Source organism: Streptomyces sp. NBC_01571 (assembly GCF_026339875.1).
Taxonomy (GTDB): domain Bacteria; phylum Actinomycetota; class Actinomycetes; order Streptomycetales; family Streptomycetaceae; genus Streptomyces.
The window spans coordinates 3,030,939-3,049,386 of sequence record NZ_JAPEPZ010000001.1 but is presented as its reverse complement, the minus strand read 5'-3'; the positions used below and the strand labels follow the sequence as shown (position 1 = coordinate 3,049,386).

Here is an 18,448-nt window from a genome sequence, read left to right as displayed (position 1 = left end):
CGTCAGAGCTGGGCTGCGGCGATCGATTCCCGGGCGGCGGCGGCGACGTTCTCGGCAGTGAAGCCGTACTCGCGGAAGAGCACCTTGCCGTCGGCCGAAGCACCGAAGTGCTCCAGCGAAACAATGCGTCCCGCGTCCCCGACGAACCGGTACCAGGTCAGTCCGATACCGGCCTCGACCGAGACCCGCGCGCGCACGGACGGCGGCAGCACACTCTCGCGGTAGGCCTGGTCCTGCTCGTCGAACCACTCCACGCACGGCATGGAGACGACGCGCGTCGGCACACCCCCGGCCTGGAGCTGCTCGCGCGCCTCCACGGCCACGTGCACCTCGGAACCGGTGGCGATGAGGATGACCTCGGGCTCGCCGCCCTCCGCCTCGAACAGGACGTAGCCGCCCTTCGCGGTGTCCTCGTTGCGGTCGTACGTGGGCACACCCTGCCGGGTCAGCGTCAGCCCGTGCGGGGCGCCCTCGCCGAACACCTTGGTGTAGCGCTTCAGGATCTCGCGCCAGGCGATCGCGGTCTCGTTGGCGTCCGCGGGACGGACGACGTTGAGGCCGGGGATGGCGCGCAGTGAGGCGATGTGCTCGACCGGCTGGTGCGTCGGACCGTCCTCACCGAGGCCGATCGAGTCGTGCGTCCAGACGTAGGTGACCGGCAGGTGCATCAGCGCGGACAGCCGCACCGAGTTGCGCATGTAGTCGGAGAACGTCAGGAACGTGCCGCCGTAGACGCGGGTGTTGCCGTGCAGCGTGATGCCGTTCATCTCCGCGGCCATGGAGTGCTCGCGGATACCGAAGTGGATCGTTCGCCCGTACGGGTTCGCGCCCGGCAGCGGGTTGTCGGCCGGCAGGAACGAGGAGTTCTTGTCGATCGTCGTGTTGTTCGAGCCCGCGAGGTCGGCGGAGCCGCCCCACAGCTCGGGGATGACCGCGCCGAGCGCCTGGAGCACCTTGCCGGACGCGGCACGGGTCGCGACGGTCTTGCCGGTCTCGAACGCCGGGAGCTTCTCCTCCCAGCCCGCCGGCAGCTCGCACGCGGCGATGCGGTCGAACTCGGCCGCACGCGCGGGCTGGGCGGTGCGCCACTCCTGGTAGCCCTTCTCCCACTCGGCCCGCTGCTCACGACCCCGGTCGAGTGCCTGACGGGTGTGGGCGAGGACCTCGTCGGCCACGGCGAAGGACTGCTCCGGGTCGAAGCCCAGCACGCGCTTGGTCGCCGCCACCTCGTCGTCGCCCAGCGCCGAGCCGTGCGCGGCCTCGGTGTTCTGCGCGTTCGGGGCGGGCCAGGCGATGATCGACCGCATCGCGATGAACGACGGCTTGTCGGTCACCAGCTTGGCGGCCTGGATCGCGTTGTAGATGGCGTGCGGGTCGAGGTCGCCGTCCGGCTTCGGGGCCACCCGCTGCACATGCCAGCCGTAGGCCTCGTACCGCTTGGCGGTGTCCTCGGAGACCGCAGTCTCCGTGTCGCCCTCGATCGAGATGTGGTTGTCGTCCCACAGCAGGATCAGGTTGCCGAGCTTCTGGTGCCCGGCCATGGAGGACGCCTCCGCGGAGATGCCCTCCTGCAGACAGCCGTCACCGGCGATGCAGTAGATGAAGTGGTCGAACGGGGACTCGCCCTGCGGTGCGTCCGGGTCGAACAGACCGCGCTCGTAGCGGGAGGCCATCGCGAAGCCCACCGCGTTGGCGACGCCCTGTCCCAGCGGACCCGTCGTGGTCTCCACGCCGGGGGTGTGTCCGTACTCAGGGTGGCCCGGAGTGCGCGAGCCCCAGGTGCGGAAGGACTCCAGGTCGTCCAGCTCCAGGCCGAACCCGGCCAGGTAGAGCTGTGTGTAGAGCGTCAGGGACGAATGGCCCGCGGACAGCACGAAGCGGTCGCGTCCGGTCCAGTCGGGATCCGCCGGGTCGTGCCGCATCACCTTCTGGAAGAGGGTGTAGGCGGCAGGCGCCAGACTCATCGCCGTACCGGGATGGCCGTTGCCGACCTTCTGTACGGCATCGGCGGCCAGGACGCGGGCGGTGTCGACGGCCCGCTGGTCCAACTCGGTCCACTCGAGGTCTGTGGTGGTCGGCTTGGTGCTCACCCTGGGTCAGGGCTCCTCTCCACATGTCACGCATGTCGAATACCGGTGCACTGGGCGCCCACCGGCCGTTGTCGAGCCTACCCCCGTAGGTACCTGCGTTTTTTCGAGTCATTCCAGACTGCCGGGACTCGGCGGAATCCGCCTCCCGACTGGTCCGTTCCGTCTTCGGCAACTGAATACGGAGCCGCTCGTAAGAGTGCTCAATCGAGCTCCCCGACGCCCGTTGTGCGGGCCCCGCCGAGGCGCCGGTCCGGGCGCCCCCAACACGACCCCACCCCCGCGAAGGTCGGGGTCTGGGCAACGTCTACAGTGGCGTGGTACGCGCGAGCCTTTACGGGGAGTTCACACCCGGGGGCTTGCTGGGATGTCTCTGTCAGGGGTGTGCGTGACGGCCGTCGAATCCCGTCCAGCGGGGGTGCTCGGGACGAGCAGCAGCCCGAGCCACCGGCCGTTCGGGGCCCGTGTGAAGGCATTCGTGGCGCTCACCAAGCCACGAATCATCGAACTGCTCCTGATCACCACCGTTCCGGTGATGTTCCTGGCCCAGCAGGGTGTACCGGACCTCAAACTGGTCCTGCTCACCTGCCTCGGCGGCTATCTGTCCGCGGGCGGCGCCAACGCGCTCAACATGTACATCGACCGTGACATCGACGCCCTGATGGAGCGGACCTCACAACGTCCACTGGTCACCGGCATGGTCAGCCCCCGTGAGTGCCTGGCCTTCGGCATCGCGCTGGCGGTCGTCTCGACGCTGCTGTTCGGTCTGGCCGTCAACTGGCTGTCCGCGTGGCTGTCACTCGGAGCGCTCCTCTTCTACGTCGTCGTCTACACGATGCTCCTCAAGCGTCGTACGTCCCAGAACATCGTCTGGGGCGGCATCGCGGGCTGCCTCCCGGTCCTCATCGGCTGGTCGTCCGTCACGAACTCGCTGTCGTGGGCGCCCGTCATCCTCTTCCTCGTCATGTTCTTCTGGACGCCGCCGCACTACTGGCCGCTGTCCATGAAGGTGAAGGACGACTACGCGCGCGTGGGCGTGCCCATGCTGCCGGTCGTCGCCTCCAACAAGGTGGTCGCCCGCCAGATCGTCATCTACAGCTGGGTGATGGTCGGGGTCTCGCTGCTCCTGACCCCGCTGGGCTACACGGGGTGGTTCTACACGGTGGTCGCGCTGGCCGCCGGCGGGTTCTGGCTGTGGGAGGCGCACGGGCTGCAGAACCGCGCCAAGGCCGAGGTGACGGGCGGGAAGCTCAAGGAGATGCGACTGTTCCACTGGTCGATCACCTATGTGTCGATCCTCTTCGTGGCCGTCGCGGTGGACCCCTTCCTCCACTAGGTGGAGCCCTTCCTCCGCCGGAGGCGCCCTGGATCCGCCCGACGGGCGATGGAGGTGCCCGCCCCCCGCTCGGGGGAAGCCGAGAAAGCTTGAGGGCGCGTGGTCAAGGCCACGCACCCCGCCCGTCGCCGTTCGATCTACCCGTCGGTAGCATCCTGGCCATGGCAGACACCGAGCAGACTGACGAGACCACCGGCACCGCCCGGGACACCGGCGCCGAGCGCAAGGCGGCCAGGCTCGCCCGGCAGATCCGCGCCTTCGCCGACGAGCACGGCGGGGCCGAGGGCCACGTGGCGTACATCGGGGAGCTCGGCGCGCGCGTCGTGCTCGTCGGCGAGGACGGCGGCTGGGGCGATCTGGTGGCGCCCAGCTACGCGATCGCCGAGGACGCAGTGAAGCAGGCCGGGATCACTGTTCACGAGGAGTTCGACGGGGAGTTCGCCGCCAAGGTGCGGACCGGGCCGTACGAGTGGAAGCGGATGGCGGGGATCCAGCTGGGCGGCCCGCGCAACGACTGAGCCGAACGGGTGGCTCACGCCGGGCCGACCTCACCCGATCGGCCGCGGGCGGGCCCGTGACGTCCGCGCCCCCGGACGGCTCCGGGGAGCCGTAGCGGCAAGCTGTTGGTCCGGCCGTCCGCCCCGCCACGGGTGCGTGCCGCCGGGGGTCTCCGGACCCCACGAACGGCCGAGCGACGCTCCTGGAACACGGGCGACCAACACCTGACGCCCGGCTCACCCGTTAGGACCTGAGAAAGAACGGTCCAGTCGCGCGGGGGAGTCCGGATGATCGAAACGCCGTCCCTGGTGGACCAGTACTGTCACGGGGTGCTGAGGACCGAGCTGGGCCTCGGCACCTTCGAGGCCCACCTCGCCAGAACCGAGGGGCCGCCGGCCCCCGGCACCACCCTCTTCGACACCCAGACCGGCTTCGCTGTACGCCGCTGGTGTCCGCCCCTGCTCGGCCTGGAGCCGCACTGCCCGCCCGCCCGCTATCTCGCGCGGCGGCGCGAACTCGGCGTCCTCGAAGCGGGCCGCAGACTGCTGCGCGGCAGCGGCGTCACGACCTTTCTCGTGGACACCGGGTTGCCCGGCGACCTGACCGGGCCGGGCGAGATGGCCTCCACCGGCGCTGCCGACGCCCACGAGATCGTCCGCCTGGAGCTGCTGGCGGAACAGGTCGCGGACACCTCCGGCACGGTCGAGTCCTTCCTCGCCAACCTCGCCGAGTCGGTCCACGGAGCCGCCGCGAACGCCGTCGCCTTCACGTCCGTGGCGGGCGGACGGCACGGCCTGGCGCTCGCTCCCGAACCGCCCGGGCCGGGCGAGGTACGGGGGGCGGCGGGCCGGTGGCTCGCGGACCGCCGGGCCGGCGGGGCGCTCAGCGACCCCGTCCTGCTGCGCCATCTGCTGTGGATCGCGGTCGCCTCGGGGCTGCCCCTCCAGCTCCACGCCGGTCTCGGCGAGCCGGGCCTGCGGATCGACCGCACCGACCCCGTCCTGCTCACGGACTTCGCACGCGCCACGGCCGGTCTCGGCACCGATCTCGTGCTGCTGCACGGCTACCCGTACCACCGGCACGCGGCGCACCTCGCCGGGGTCTTCCCGCACGTGTACGCCGACCTGGGCGCCGCACTGGTGCGCACCGGAGCCCGGGCCGCGGCCGTCCTCTCCGAGATCCTGGAGCTGGCTCCCTTCGGCAAGCTCCTCTTCTCCAGCGGAGCACACGGCCTGCCCGAACTTCATGTGGTCGGCGCACGTCTCTTCCGCGAGGCGCTCACCCGGGTGCTCGGCACCTGGGTCGCGGAGGGGGCCTGGTCGCCGGCGGACGCGCAACGGGTGGCGGGGCTGATCGCCGCCGGGAACGCGCGCCGGGTCTACGGGGTGCAGTGAACGGGCGCACGGGGTGTGGTGAGAGGGCTGTAAGGCGCTGTACGGGGTGCGGTGAAGGCGCTGTACGGGCCGAGGCGGACGGGAAGGAGGGGCTTCCGGCGCGCGCTCCCGGCGGACCGGCCTGGACCTACCCGCGCCCCGCGGGCGACGCTGCGGTGGCCCCGTACGAACCGCTCACGCGCGCGTGAGCGCCGATTCCGCGGCCGGCCCCGTCAGGTCCGCCACGAGGGCGGGCCGCTCGCGCAGCGACAGCAGGACGCGCAGCACGCCGATCCACACCAGGCAGGAGCCGAACATGTGCAGGCCCACCAGAGCCTCGGGAAGGTCCGTGAAGTACTGGACATAGCCGATGACGCCCTGCCCGAGCAGGATCAGGAACAGGTCGCGGGTGCGGTCCAGCGGGCCCCGGGGGGCGTCGACCGCCTTGAGGACGAACCAGAGGGCGAAGGTCAGCGTGACCACGATCCAGGCCAGCACGGCGTGCAGCTTGGCGACGTTCTCCCAGCTGACGTGCATGCGGTCGACCTCGCTCGAGTCACCCGCGTGCGGACCCGCGCCGGTGACGACCGTGCCGACGGCGATCAGCACCACGGTCGCGGCGACCAGACACCACACGAGCTGCTGCACCGCCTTGCCGACCAGCGGGCGCGGCGCGGCGGAGCCCTCCCGGGTGCGCTGCCACATCACCGCCGCCACGGTGATGAGCGCGGTCGAGAGCAGGAAGTGCGCGGCGACCGTGTACGGGTTGAGGCCGACCAGGACGACGACGCCGCCGAGGATCGCGTTGCTCATGACGATCCAGAACTGCGCCCAGCCGAGCCGGGTGAGGTCGCGCCGCCACGGCTTCTCGGAGCGCGCGGCGATGATCGCCCAGCCCACCGCGGCACACAGCACGTAGGTCAGCATGCGGTTGGTGAACTCGATGACCCCGTGGAAGCCCATCGCGCTCGTCGTGGTGAGCGAGTCGTCGGTGCACTTGGGCCAGGTCGGGCAGCCGAGCCCCGAACCGGTCAGCCGTACCGCGCCGCCGGTGACCACGATGACCACGGACATGACCAGTGCGGCGAGGGCCGCCCGGCGGACCGTCCGTGCGGTCGGAGTCCAGCGTTCGGCGATGAAGGCGAGCGGGTTGCTCACGAGGGCTACGGCGTCGGCTCGGGTCACGTTTGGCACGCGGCCCATCGTAGGCGGCCGCTTGTGCACGCCTTCACGAGGGCCCCGGGCACCCGCGCGCGTCGCTGCTCACGGACCCCGCCGCGCGCCGCGCGAGAGCTGTCCCGCGCCCCGGCCTGCTCCCAGCGGAAGAAGCGTCCCGCTACTCCCAGCGGAAGAAGCGTCCCGCGGCCGCCAGACCCACGACCGCCCAGACCGCCAGGATCCCCAGGTCCCCCCACGGCATGCCCGCACCGTGCTGGAGCACGTCCCGCAGGCCGTCCGAGAGCGCCGAGATCGGCAGCAGACCCAGCACGTCCTGAACACCGGAGGGGAACTTGTCCATCGGGACGATGACCCCGCCGCCCACCAGCAGCAGCAGGAAGACGAGGTTCGCGGCGGCCAGGGTCGCCTCCGCCTTCAGCGTGCCGGCCATCAGCAGGCCGAGGCCCGAGAACGCGGCCGTGCCGAGGAGCAGCAGGAGCAGGACGGCCGCCGGGTTGCCGTGCGGCGACCAGCCGAGCGCGAAGGCGATCACCGTCAGCAGGACGACCTGGAGGACCTCCGTGACCAGCACGGACACCGTCTTCGCGGTCATCAGACCCCAGCGGGGGAGCGGGGAGGCGGCGAGCCGCTTCAGCACGCCGTAGCGCCGCTCGAAGCCGGTGGCGATGGCCTGGCCGGTGAAGGCCGTCGACATCACCGCGAGCGCCAGGATGCCGGGGGTGAGGAAGTCGACCGCCGCGCCCTTGCCGGTGTCGACGATGTCCACCGACCCGAACAGGACCAGCAGGAGGGTCGGGATGACGACCGTGAGGAGGAGCTGCTCGCCGTTGCGCAGCAGCATCCTCGTCTCGAGTGCGGCCTGCGCGCCGATCATGCGGGGCAGCGGGGCCGCCCCCGGGCTCGGGGTGTAGGTGCCGGCGGTGGTCACGAACGCAGCTCCTTGCCGGTCAGTTCCAGAAACACGTCTTCGAGGGTGTGCCGCTCGACGGAGATCTTCTCCGGCATGACCCCGTGCTGCGCGCACCAGGAGGTGACGGTGGCCAGCAGCTGCGGATCGACCTTCCCGCCCACCCGGTAGGCGCCGGGGGTCAGTTCGGCCGCCGTGCAGTCCGCCGGGAGGGCCTTCAGCAGGGAGCCGACGTCGAGACCGGGGCGGCCGGTGAACCGCAGCGTGTTCTCGGCGCCGCCGCGGCACAGCTCCTCCGGGGAGCCCTGTGCGATGACCCGGCCGGCGTCGATGATCGCGACGTCGTCGGCGAGCTGCTCGGCCTCGTCCATGTGGTGCGTGGTCAGGACGACCGAGACCCCGTCGGTCCGCAGATCGCGGACCAGGTCCCAGGTCGCCCGGCGGGCCTGCGGGTCGAGGCCGGCGGTCGGCTCGTCGAGGAAGACCAGGTCGGGGCGGCCGACCACGGCCATCGCGAGCGCGAGGCGCTGCTGCTGGCCGCCGGACAGCCGCCGGTAGGTCGTACGGCCACAGCTCTCGAGGCCCAGGCGCGCTATGAGCGCGTCCACGTCCAGGGGACGGGCGTGGAGCTTCGCCACGTGCCGGAGCATCTCGTCGGCCCGTGCGCCGGAGTAGACCCCGCCGGACTGGAGCATCACGCCGATACGGGTGTGCAGCTCGCCGGACTGTCTGACCGGGTCGAGGCCCAGGACGCGCACCGTGCCGGAATCCGGCCTCCGGTACCCCTCGCAGGTCTCGACCGTGGTCGTCTTGCCCGCACCGTTGGGACCGAGTACGGCGGTGATGCCCGCCCTGGCCACCAGGTCGAGGCCGTCCACCGCGGTCTTCGTGCCGTACCGCTTCACCAGGGCCTGGACCTGGAGCACGGGCTCGCTTCGCATGAGGCGCAAGTCTAGGGACGTCTCCGGGGCCCGCGGGCGCCGGGGGCCGCATCAGGGAAGGGCGCACCGGGGCGGTGCAGCGCGAGCCACCGCTCCGCGTACGCCACCGCGTCGGCGACCGGGAACAGGCGTACGTCGGCCGCGCCCACCCGGCCGCGTACGACGGGGCGGTCCCGCTCGAAGTCGGAGCCCAGCTGGTCGAAGCGGTCGGAGTCGATCGCGACCTCCGTGACCACCTCCCACCGGGTCGCTCCCCGCGCCGTCCGCACCGGGCGTCCGACCTCGACGCGCGGCGCCGGTATGCGGTACTCGGCGAGGTGGAAGCTGGTGCAGGTGTCATAGCCCGTGCCGAGCAGGAGCACCCGGGCGCCGAGGGCCTCCAGCCGGGCCAGCGGGCTGCGCTCACCCAGCCGGCAGTCCGGGGCGTGGCCGTCGACGATCCCGGCCGCGCGCGGGCCGACGGCCGCGAAGGAGGTCTGCGGGTGCGCGCTGCGCAGGGCGCCGGGCCAGGTGCGGACGGTCTCCGGGATCACGCCGAGCCCGCGGGTGGGGGTGACGAGGGGGTCGTAGGCGGGCATCGTCGCCCGAATGGCCGACCACCACTCCTCGGGTACCGGCGGACGGCTCCACAGGGCCGGGTCGGACAGGTCGCCGGACTGTGTGGGGACCACCAGCGTGCCGTCGGGACCGAGTGCGTCGAGCAGGCCCTGGACGACCGCGACCGGGCCGCCGTTCACCCAGCCGAGGGAACGGAGCGAGGAGTGCACGAGGAGCGCTTCGCCGGGCCGGACGCCGAGCGCGCGCAGCTCCGTCGCGAGGGTGCCCCGGGTGACGAGTGGGCCGGTGGGAGGGGGTGTCGACATGCTTCGCGAGTCTCCCCGAGACCTCGTCCCGATGCCACCGAATTGATCGATCAAAGATCGTTTCCGCAGGTCACCTTAGGCATGCCTAAGTGATGCAGCGCACCGTCCGCCTCCTGGGACGCGGCTTGTCAGGCCCTGAGGAATTACGCAACAATGGCGTTGTGAAAAACGTTGGCGAGGCTCGGGAGACCCCCACGGGGGCCCCGCAGGAGGAACTCGCGACCGGTGAGCGGTCCACCCGCAACCGGGTCGCGCGGTCCATCCTGGACCACGGCCCGTCGACGGTGGCCGACCTCGCGGGACGGCTGGGACTGACCCAGGCCGCCGTGCGCCGCCACCTCGACGCGCTCGTCGCCGACGACGTCGTGGAAGCACGTGAGCAGCGGGTCTACGGCGCGCGGACGCGCGGCCGTCCCGCCAAGGTGTTCGCCCTGACCGACTGCGGCCGGGACGCCTTCGACCAGTCCTACGACACGCTCGCCACGGACGCTCTGCGCTGGATCGCGGAGCGTGAGGGCGGGGACGAGGCGATCGTCGCCTTCGCCCGCGCCAGGATCGCCGCCCAGACGGACGCGTACCGCGAGGTCATCGAGTCCGCGGCCCCCGAAGGACGCACCGAAGCGTTGGCCAAGGCCCTGAGTGCGGACGGGTACGCTGCTACGGCGCGTAGCGCACCGGTCGGCGAGCAGCTCTGCCAGCACCACTGCCCGGTCGCGCATGTCGCCGAGCAGTTCCCGCAGCTGTGCGAGGCGGAGACGGAGTTCTTCTCCCAGCTGCTCGGCACACATGTCCAGCGACTGGCCACCATCGCCCACGGCGACGGTGTGTGCACGACGTTCATCCCCAAGATTTCCAAGTCCGATCAGCGTGATCCCAACGCATCTGCAAGCACCGCCGGGAGGAACCCCGCATGACGCTCCCCATCGAGGAGACTGCCCACCCCGAGCTCGAGGGTCTGGGTACGTACGAATACGGTTGGGCCGACTCCGACGTGGCCGGTGCCTCTGCCAAGCGCGGCATCAACGAGGACGTCGTCCGCGACATCTCCGCGAAGAAGAACGAGCCGGAGTGGATGACCAAGCTCCGCCTCAAGGGTCTGCGCCTCTTCGAGAAGAAGCCCATGCCCAACTGGGGCTCGGACCTGTCGGGCATCGACTTCGACAACATCAAGTACTTCGTGCGCTCCACGGAGAAGCAGGCGGAGTCCTGGGAGGACCTGCCCGAGGACATCAAGAACACGTACGACAAGCTCGGCATCCCGGAGGCGGAGAAGCAGCGCCTCGTCGCGGGCGTCGCGGCCCAGTACGAGTCCGAGGTCGTCTACCACCAGATCCGTGAGGACCTGGAGGAGCAGGGCGTCATCTTCCTGGACACCGACACCGCCCTCAAGGAGCACCCGGAGCTCTTCAAGGAGTACTTCGGCACGGTCATCCCGGTCGGCGACAACAAGTTCGCGTCGCTGAACACCGCGGTGTGGTCCGGCGGCTCCTTCATCTACGTGCCGAAGGGCGTGCACGTCGAGATCCCGCTCCAGGCCTACTTCCGTATCAACACGGAGAACATGGGCCAGTTCGAGCGGACGCTGATCATCGTCGACGAGGACGCCTACGTCCACTACGTCGAGGGCTGCACGGCGCCGATCTACAAGTCGGACTCCCTGCACTCCGCGGTCGTCGAGATCATCGTGAAGAAGGGCGCCCGCTGCCGTTACACGACCATCCAGAACTGGTCGAACAACGTCTACAACCTGGTCACCAAGCGCGCCGTGGCGTACGAGGGCGCGACCATGGAGTGGATCGACGGCAACATCGGCTCCAAGGTCACCATGAAGTACCCGGCCGTCTACCTGATGGGCGAGCACGCCAAGGGCGAGACGCTGTCCATCGCCTTCGCGGGCGAGGGCCAGCACCAGGACGCCGGCTCCAAGATGGTCCACATGGCGCCGAACACCTCGTCGAACATCGTCTCCAAGTCGGTGGCGCGCGGCGGTGGCCGTACCTCGTACCGCGGTCTGGTCGAGATCGGCGAGGGCGCTCACGGCTCGAAGTCCAACGTGCTGTGCGACGCGCTGCTCGTCGACACGATCTCGCGCTCGGACACGTACCCGTACGTCGACGTCCGCGAGGACGACGTGTCCATGGGCCACGAGGCGACGGTCTCCAAGGTCTCCGAGGACCAGCTCTTCTACCTGATGAGCCGGGGCATGACCGAGTTCGAGGCGATGGCGATGATCGTGCGCGGCTTCGTCGAGCCGATCGCCAAGGAACTGCCGATGGAGTACGCCCTCGAACTCAACCGGCTGATCGAGCTGCAGATGGAAGGCTCGGTCGGTTAAACGCCGCCTTCCGGAGAACAGCTGGTGGCCCGCCTCTCCCGGCGGGCCCGAGGATCTCAACCGACGCAGGAAAGAGAGCAGACCGACAGCCATGGCCGAGGCTCAGAACTCCCCCACCCTCAACTCCGTTCGGGCGGGGGGACCCCCACCCCTGGGTTCCACCACCGCCGGGCAGATCGCGGTGGCCGCCGAGTCGACCGTCGCCACACGCATGAGCGCGCCCCCGTCCTTCGACGTGGCGGACTTCCCGGTCCCCAACGGCCGCGAGGAGGAGTGGCGGTTCACGCCGCTGGAGCGCCTGCGCGGGCTGCACGACGGCACCGCGGTCGCCACCGGTGACGGCGTGAAGGTCGACATCGACGCGCCCGAGGGCGTCGTCGTGGAGACCGTCGGCCGCGACGACGCCCGGCTGGGCGCGGCGGGCACCCCCGTCGACCGCGTCGCCGCCCAGGCGTACTCGGCGTTCGAGAAGGCCGGTGTCGTCACCGTCCCCAAGGAGACGGTGCTCACCGAGCCGATCCGCATCGCCGTGCACGGCGAGGGCGGGGTCGCCTACGGCCACCAGGTCGTCGAGCTCGGAGCCTTCGCCGAGGCCGTCGTCGTCATCGACCACACGGGCGACGCGGTGCTCGCCGCCAACGTCGACTTCGTGCTGGGCGACGGGGCCAAGCTCACCGTCGTCTCCGTCCAGGACTGGGACGACAGCGCCGTACACGTGGGCCAGCACAACGCCCTGATCGGCCGGGACGCCACCTTCAAGTCGTTCGTGGTCACCTTCGGCGGCGACGTCGTACGCCTGCACCCGCGGGTCGCCTACGCCGGCACCGGCGGCGAGGCCGAGCTGTTCGGCCTGTACTTCACGGACGCCGGCCAGCACCAGGAGCACCGCCTCCTGGTGGACCACAACACCCCGCACTGCAAGTCCAACGTCATGTACAAGGGCGCGCTCCAGGGCGACGGCGCCCACGCGGTGTGGATCGGTGACGTCCTCATCGAGGCCAAGGCCGAGGGCACCGACACCTACGAGATGAACCGCAACCTGGTTCTGACCGACGGGGCCCGGGTCGACTCCGTGCCGAACCTGGAGATCGAGACGGGCGAGATCGTCGGCGCCGGTCACGCCTCCGCCACCGGCCGCTTCGACGACGAGCAGCTCTTCTACCTGATGGCCCGCGGCATTCCGGCCGACGAGGCCCGTCGGCTCGTCGTCCGCGGCTTCTTCGCCGACCTGGTCCAGCAGATCGGCGTCGACGACATCGAAGAGCGGCTTCTCGTGAAGATCGACGAGGAGCTGGAGGCGTCGCTCTGATGACTGCCTCGACGACGTTCGTACGCGCCTGTGGGCTGAGCGAGCTGGAGGAGGACACCCCGAAGCGGGTGGAACTCGACGGCACGCCGGTCTCGGTCGTGAAGACCGAGGGGGAGGTGTTCGCGATCAACGACATCTGCTCGCACGCGAACGTCTCGCTCTCCGAGGGCGAGGTGGAGGACTGTCAGATCGAGTGCTGGCTGCACGGCTCCGCGTTCGACCTCCGCACCGGCAAACCGTCCGGCCTTCCCGCGACGCGCCCCGTCCCCGTTTACCCCGTAAAGATCGAAGGGGACGACGTGCTCGTCTCCCTCTCCCAGGAGTCCTGAGGAACCCATGGCTACGCTTGAAATCCACGACCTGCACGTCACCGTCGAGGCCGACAACGCCACGAAGGAGATCCTCAAGGGCGTCGACCTCACCGTCCGGCAGGGCGAGACGCACGCCATCATGGGCCCCAACGGCTCGGGCAAGTCGACCCTCGCCTACTCGCTCGCGGGCCACCCGAAGTACACGATCACCGGTGGCACCGTGACCCTCGACGGCGAGGACGTCCTGGAGATGTCCGTCGACGAGCGCGCCCGCGCGGGCCTGTTCCTGGCGATGCAGTACCCGGTCGAGATCCCCGGTGTCTCCGTCTCCAACTTCCTGCGTACCTCCGCCACCGCCGTCCGCGGCGAGGCCCCCAAGCTGCGTACGTGGGTGAAGGAGGTCAAGGAGACCATGGAGCGCCTCTCCATGGACCCCGCCTTCGCCGAGCGCAACGTGAACGAGGGCTTCTCCGGCGGTGAGAAGAAGCGCCACGAGATCCTTCAGCTGGAGCTTCTCAAGCCGAAGATCGCGATCCTCGACGAGACCGACTCCGGCCTGGACGTCGACGCCCTGCGCGTCGTCTCCGAGGGCGTGAACCGCGTCCGCGAGTCCGGCGAGGTGGGCACCCTGCTCATCACGCACTACACGCGCATCCTGCGCTACATCAAGCCTGACTTCGTCCACGTCTTCTCCGCCGGTCGGATCGTCGAGTCCGGCGGTGCCGAGCTCGCCGACAAGCTGGAGAACGAGGGGTACGAGGCTTACACGAAGGGTGGCGTATCAGCGTGACGCAGCTGCCGGGCCTCCTCGACACCGAGGCGATCCGCAAGGACTTCCCCATCCTGGACCGACAGGTCCACGACGGCCGGAAGCTCGTGTACCTGGACAACGCGGCGACTTCGCAGAAGCCGCGCCAGGTGCTGGACGCCCTCAGTGGTTACTACGAGCAGTACAACGCCAACGTCCACCGCGGTGTGCATGTGCTCGCCGAGGAGGCCACGGCGCTGTACGAGGGCGCGCGCGACAAGGTCGCCGCGTTCATCAACGCGCCGAGCCGCGACGAGGTGATCTTCACCAAGAACGCCTCCGAGTCGCTCAACCTCGTGGCCAACATGCTCGGCTGGGCCGACGAGCCCTACCGGGTCGACCACGAGACCGAGATCGTCATCACGGAGATGGAGCACCACTCCAACATCGTCCCGTGGCAGCTGCTGGCGCAGCGCACGGGCGCGAAACTGAAGTGGTTCGGCCTGACCGACGACGGCCGTCTCGACCTCTCGAACATCGACGAGATCATCACCGAGAAGACGAAGATCGTCTCCTTCGTGCTGGTGTCGAACATCCTGGGCACCGTGAACCCGGTCGAGGCGATAGTGCGCCGCGCCCAGGAGGTCGGCGCACTGGTCTGCATCGACGCCTCCCAGGCCGCTCCGCACATGCCGCTGGACGTACAGGCCCTCCAGGCCGACTTCGTGGCCTTCACCGGCCACAAGATGTGCGGCCCGACGGGCATCGGCGTCCTCTGGGGCCGCCAGGAGCTGCTGGAGGACCTGCCCCCGTTCCTGGGCGGCGGCGAGATGATCGAGACAGTGTCGATGCACTCGTCGACATACGCCCCGGCGCCCCACAAGTTCGAGGCGGGCACCCCCCCGATCGCCCAGGCGGTCGGTCTCGGCGCGGCGATCGACTACCTGAACTCGATCGGCATGGACAAGATCCTCGCCCACGAGCACGCGCTCACCGAGTACGCGGTGAAGCGGCTCACCGAGGTTCCCGACCTGCGGATCATCGGCCCGACCACGGCCGAGGACCGTGGCGCGGCGATCTCGTTCACGCTGGGTGACATCCATCCGCACGACGTGGGCCAGGTCCTGGACGAGCAGGGCATCGCGGTCCGGGTCGGACACCACTGCGCGCGCCCGGTCTGCCTGCGGTACGGAATTCCTGCGACCACGCGAGCGTCGTTCTACCTGTACTCCACGCCGGCCGAGATCGACGCTCTGGTCGACGGCCTGGAGCACGTCCGGAACTTCTTCGGCTGAGGGGCTGGCTGGATCGTGAAGCTGGATTCGATGTACCAGGAAGTCATCCTGGACCACTACAAGCACCCGCACGGGCGGGGCTTGCGGGATGGCGATGCCGAGGTGCACCACGTCAACCCGACGTGCGGCGACGAGATCACGTTGCGCGTGAAGTACGACGGCGAACAGATCGCGGACATCTCGTACGAGGGGCAGGGCTGCTCCATCAGCCAGGCCTCGGCGTCCGTGCTCAACGACCTGCTCGTCGGCAAGGACGTGTCCGAGGCGCAGAAGATCCAGGAGACCTTCCTGGAGCTCATGCAGTCCAAGGGCCGCACCGAGCCGGACGACGCGATGGAGGAGGTACTGGAGGACGCGGTCGCGTTCGCCGGTGTCTCCAAGTACCCGGCCCGGGTCAAGTGCGCCCTCCTCAGCTGGATGGCGTGGAAGGACGCGACCGCCCAGGCTCTGGGCGAGAGCGCCGAGAGGAAGACGGCATGAGCGAGAACGAGACCCTGACGACGAAGCCGGCCTCGGAGGACGAACTCCGTGAGGCGCTGTACGACGTCGTCGACCCCGAGCTGGGCATCGACGTCGTCAACCTCGGCCTGATCTACGGCATTCACATCGACGACGCGAACATCGCGACGATCGACATGACCCTGACGTCCGCGGCCTGCCCGCTCACCGACGTCATCGAGGACCAGGCCAAGTCCGCCACGGACGGCATCGTCAACGAGCTGCGCATCAACTGGGTGTGGATGCCGCCGTGGGGCCCGGACAAGATCACGGACGACGGACGCGAGCAGCTTCGGGCGCTCGGCTTCAACGTCTGACCGGTCGGCCGCTCCGACCGACGTCCGAACCGATCGTCCGCTCCGACGTCCGATCGGTCCGGCCCTCCGCGGCGGCGTCCGATCGGGACGCCCACCCCGCTCGTACAGGCGTGACCCCCGGCAGTGCGCCGGGGGTCACGCCTGTTTCCGCTCCGTCGACGGCCGTCAGAAGCGCGCGACCGCCTTGTGTACGGTCGTACGCATCCATGTGTACCCTTGTACACATGGGATACCTGCTGCTCGCCGGAGCCATCGTCTCCGAGGTGGCCGCGACGACCGCCATGAAGTACAGCGAGGGCTTCAGCAGGCTGTGGCCGTCGCTGGTGACCGCCCTCGGATACGTCGTCGCCTTCCTCCTGCTCGCGCAGTGCCTCAAGACCGTCCAGGTCGGCACGGCCTACGCGATCTGGGCCGGCGCCGGGACCGCCGTCATCGCCGCGATCGGCACGCTCTTCCTCGGGGAGGCGCTCACCGTCACCAAGGTGGCCGGGATACTGCTGATCATCGGCGGGGTCGTGGTGCTGAACCTGGGCGGAGCGCACTGATGGCCCCGCGCCGCTACGACCCCGAGCGACGCCAGCGCATCATCGACGCGGCGATCCGGGTCGTGGGCAGCAAGGGGCTCGCCGGGCTGAGCCACCGCTCCGTCGCCGCCGAGGCCGACGTGCCGCTCGGCTCCACCACCTACCACTTCAAGACCCTCGACGAACTCATGGTCGCCGCCCTGCGCCAGGCGAACGAGGGCTTCGCCGAGATGGTCGCCGCGCGCGGCGCGCTGGAGGACCCCCGCGTCGACCTCGCGGGCGAACTCGCCGGACTCATGGGCGCCTGGCTCGCCGGGGAGCGCACGGGGGTCGAGCTGGAGTACGAGCTGTACCTCGCCGCCCTGCGCCGCCCTGCCCTGCGTCCCGTCGCCGCCGCCTGGGTCCAGGGCCTCGTCGACCCCCTCGCCCGCCGCACCGACCCCGTCACCGCGCGGGCGCTCGTGGCCATGGTGGACGGGATCTGTCTCCAGGTGCTGCTGACCGGGGGGATCTACGACGAGACGTACGCGCGGGAGGTGCTGAGCCGGCTGATCGGCGGAGACGGGAGCGGAGCCGGAGGCTGAGAGCGGGTGGGCGCGGGTGCCCGTGAGAGCACCCGCGCGCCGGTCCGGAGCCGCCGCGTACGGTGCGCGGGCCGTGCCCCGGCGGGGCGGGCCGCCGGGCGGGCCGGTCGTCCGGCGCACGCGACGGCGGGTGCGCGGGTCGCCCCGTCACAGGGGACTGGGGGCGCGGGGGCGCGGTTCGCCCGGGACATGAGACGGCGGTGGCACCGGTTGGCCCGCGCGGCCCGCGCCGCGTTAGGTTTCACCCATGACCGACACGACTGCTACGCGCACCACCGGCGCCGTCGCCGCGGGCCTCGCCACCCTCACGGCCGACGGCACCGTCCTCGACACCTGGTTCCCCGCGCCCGAACTGTCCACCGAACCCGGCCCGGCCGGCACCGAGCGGCTGTCCGCCGAGCGTGCCGTCGAACTGCTCGGTGAAGGCGCCGCCAAAGCCGTCGGGTCCGACGCCCGCCGAGGCGTCGAAGTGGTCGCGGTCCGCACGGTCATCGCCTCGCTGGACGAGAAGCCGATCGACGCGCACGACGCCTACCTGCGGCTGCACCTGCTCTCGCACCGTCTCGTACGCCCGCACGGCCAGAGCCTGGACGGCATCTTCGGCCACCTCGCCAATGTCGCCTGGACCTCGCTCGGCCCGGTCGCCGTCGACGACGTCGAGAGGGTGCGGCTCAACGCCCGCGCCGAGGGGCTGCACCTCCAGGTGACGTCCATCGACAAGTTCCCGCGCATGACGGACTACGTCGCGCCCAAGGGCGTCCGTATCGCCGACGCCGACCGCGTCCGGCTCGGCGCGCACCTCGCCGAGGGCACCACCGTGATGCACGAGGGCTTCGTGAACTTCAACGCGGGCACCCTCGGCACCTCGATGGTCGAGGGCCGTATCTCGGCCGGCGTCGTGGTCGGTGACGGCTCGGACATCGGCGGGGGCGCCTCCACCATGGGCACCCTGTCCGGCGGCGGCAACGTCCGCATCACCATCGGCGAGCGCTGCCTGGTCGGCGCCGAGGCCGGTGTCGGCATCGCCCTCGGCGACGAGTGCGTGGTCGAGGCGGGCCTGTACGTCACCGCGGGCACCCGCGTGACCATGCCCGACGGCCAGATCGTCAAGGCCCGCGAACTCTCCGGCGCCTCCCACATCCTCTTCCGCCGCAACTCGGTCACCGGAACCGTCGAGGCGCGGCCGAACAACGCGGTGTGGGGCGGACTGAACGAGATCCTGCACAGCCACAACTGACAACTGAGGACTGATAACTGGCGGCCGTGACGTGCGGCCGCCTCATCGACCACCGCCCCGACCCGCTGCCGAGTCGTCGGCAGTCGTCGACGCCGGTCACCACCGA

The 18,448-nt window shown here is 70.3% G+C and carries 19 protein-coding genes; 14 read left to right on the top strand and 5 right to left on the bottom strand.

Annotation, left to right across the window (positions count from 1 at the left end):
• Window positions 1-2: 2 nt before the first annotated feature.
• Window positions 3-2,090, bottom strand: a complete 2,088-nt coding sequence (tkt, locus tag OHB41_RS13750) for a transketolase (protein ID WP_266698310.1) — start codon at window positions 2,088-2,090, stop codon at window positions 3-5.
• A gap of 379 nt (window positions 2,091-2,469) precedes the next feature.
• Here tkt and OHB41_RS13745 point away from each other — a divergent pair, with 379 nt between their 5' ends.
• The 3 genes from OHB41_RS13745 to OHB41_RS13735 all read left to right on the top strand — a co-directional run bounded on the left by OHB41_RS13745 (window position 2,470) and on the right by OHB41_RS13735 (window position 5,315).
• Window positions 2,470-3,423, top strand: a complete 954-nt coding sequence (locus OHB41_RS13745; protein ID WP_266705847.1) for a heme o synthase — start codon at window positions 2,470-2,472, stop codon at window positions 3,421-3,423.
• A gap of 161 nt (window positions 3,424-3,584) precedes the next feature.
• Window positions 3,585-3,941, top strand: coding sequence for a hypothetical protein (locus tag OHB41_RS13740; protein WP_266698309.1), 357 nt, complete (start codon window positions 3,585-3,587; stop codon window positions 3,939-3,941).
• A gap of 267 nt (window positions 3,942-4,208) precedes the next feature.
• A complete protein-coding gene (locus tag OHB41_RS13735) occupies window positions 4,209-5,315 on the top strand; it encodes an amidohydrolase family protein (RefSeq protein ID WP_266698308.1) in 1,107 nt (368 codons plus the stop codon).
• A gap of 174 nt (window positions 5,316-5,489) precedes the next feature.
• On the opposite strand, the gene OHB41_RS13730 is transcribed toward OHB41_RS13735, so the two are convergent.
• From OHB41_RS13730 to OHB41_RS13715, 4 genes are all read right to left on the bottom strand, one after another.
• Window positions 5,490-6,497: a COX15/CtaA family protein gene (locus OHB41_RS13730; protein ID WP_266698307.1), complete on the bottom strand. Its 1,008-nt coding sequence runs from the start codon at window positions 6,495-6,497 to the stop codon at window positions 5,490-5,492.
• A 133-nt stretch (window positions 6,498-6,630) separates the two neighbouring features.
• Entirely contained in the window at window positions 6,631-7,347 is a 717-nt protein-coding gene (locus OHB41_RS13725; protein WP_266705845.1) for an ABC transporter permease, read from the bottom strand.
• A 50-nt stretch (window positions 7,348-7,397) separates the two neighbouring features.
• Complete coding sequence (locus tag OHB41_RS13720) at window positions 7,398-8,321, bottom strand: ABC transporter ATP-binding protein (RefSeq protein ID WP_266698306.1); 924 nt, start codon at window positions 8,319-8,321, stop codon at window positions 7,398-7,400.
• Between the two features lie 11 nt (window positions 8,322-8,332).
• Complete coding sequence (locus OHB41_RS13715; RefSeq protein WP_266698305.1) at window positions 8,333-9,184, bottom strand: AAC(3) family N-acetyltransferase; 852 nt, start codon at window positions 9,182-9,184, stop codon at window positions 8,333-8,335.
• Window positions 9,185-9,345: 161 nt separating this feature from the next.
• On the opposite strand from OHB41_RS13715, the gene OHB41_RS13710 reads away from it, so the two are divergent.
• From OHB41_RS13710 to dapD, 11 genes are all read left to right on the top strand, one after another.
• On the top strand, window positions 9,346-10,098 hold the full coding sequence (locus OHB41_RS13710; RefSeq protein ID WP_266698304.1) for a helix-turn-helix transcriptional regulator: 753 nt from the start codon (window positions 9,346-9,348) through the stop codon (window positions 10,096-10,098).
• Entirely contained in the window at window positions 10,095-11,519 is a 1,425-nt protein-coding gene (gene sufB, locus OHB41_RS13705) for a Fe-S cluster assembly protein SufB (RefSeq protein WP_266698303.1), read from the top strand. Before OHB41_RS13710 ends, sufB begins: the two co-directional genes overlap by 4 nt.
• Window positions 11,520-11,610: 91 nt before the next feature.
• On the top strand, window positions 11,611-12,828 hold the full coding sequence (gene sufD, locus OHB41_RS13700) for a Fe-S cluster assembly protein SufD (protein ID WP_266698302.1): 1,218 nt from the start codon (window positions 11,611-11,613) through the stop codon (window positions 12,826-12,828).
• Complete coding sequence (locus OHB41_RS13695; protein WP_168527544.1) at window positions 12,828-13,157, top strand: bifunctional 3-phenylpropionate/cinnamic acid dioxygenase ferredoxin subunit; 330 nt, start codon at window positions 12,828-12,830, stop codon at window positions 13,155-13,157. The genes sufD and OHB41_RS13695 overlap by 1 nt, the downstream gene beginning before the upstream one ends.
• 7 nt (window positions 13,158-13,164) lie before the next feature.
• Window positions 13,165-13,929 carry a Fe-S cluster assembly ATPase SufC gene (sufC, locus tag OHB41_RS13690; RefSeq protein WP_168527543.1) on the top strand — a complete coding sequence of 255 codons (765 nt, stop codon included), beginning with the start codon at window positions 13,165-13,167 and terminating at the stop codon, window positions 13,927-13,929.
• Window positions 13,926-15,182, top strand: coding sequence for a cysteine desulfurase (locus OHB41_RS13685; RefSeq protein ID WP_266698301.1), 1,257 nt, complete (start codon window positions 13,926-13,928; stop codon window positions 15,180-15,182). Before sufC ends, OHB41_RS13685 begins: the two co-directional genes overlap by 4 nt.
• 15 nt (window positions 15,183-15,197) lie before the next feature.
• Window positions 15,198-15,662 (top strand): Fe-S cluster assembly sulfur transfer protein SufU, encoded by a 465-nt coding sequence (gene sufU, locus OHB41_RS13680; protein ID WP_266698300.1) that lies wholly within the window; start codon window positions 15,198-15,200, stop codon window positions 15,660-15,662.
• Complete coding sequence (locus OHB41_RS13675; protein WP_168527540.1) at window positions 15,659-15,997, top strand: metal-sulfur cluster assembly factor; 339 nt, start codon at window positions 15,659-15,661, stop codon at window positions 15,995-15,997. Before sufU ends, OHB41_RS13675 begins: the two co-directional genes overlap by 4 nt.
• A 224-nt stretch (window positions 15,998-16,221) precedes the next feature.
• The gene (locus tag OHB41_RS13670) at window positions 16,222-16,542 is read left to right on the top strand and encodes a DMT family transporter (protein ID WP_266698299.1); all 321 of its coding nucleotides are present in this window, start codon (window positions 16,222-16,224) and stop codon (window positions 16,540-16,542) included.
• A complete protein-coding gene (locus tag OHB41_RS13665; protein WP_266698298.1) occupies window positions 16,542-17,105 on the top strand; it encodes a TetR/AcrR family transcriptional regulator in 564 nt (187 codons plus the stop codon). Before OHB41_RS13670 ends, OHB41_RS13665 begins: the two co-directional genes overlap by 1 nt.
• A 247-nt stretch (window positions 17,106-17,352) precedes the next feature.
• On the top strand, window positions 17,353-18,342 hold the full coding sequence (dapD, locus tag OHB41_RS13660) for a 2,3,4,5-tetrahydropyridine-2,6-dicarboxylate N-succinyltransferase (RefSeq protein WP_266698297.1): 990 nt from the start codon (window positions 17,353-17,355) through the stop codon (window positions 18,340-18,342).
• Window positions 18,343-18,448: the final 106 nt, after the last annotated feature.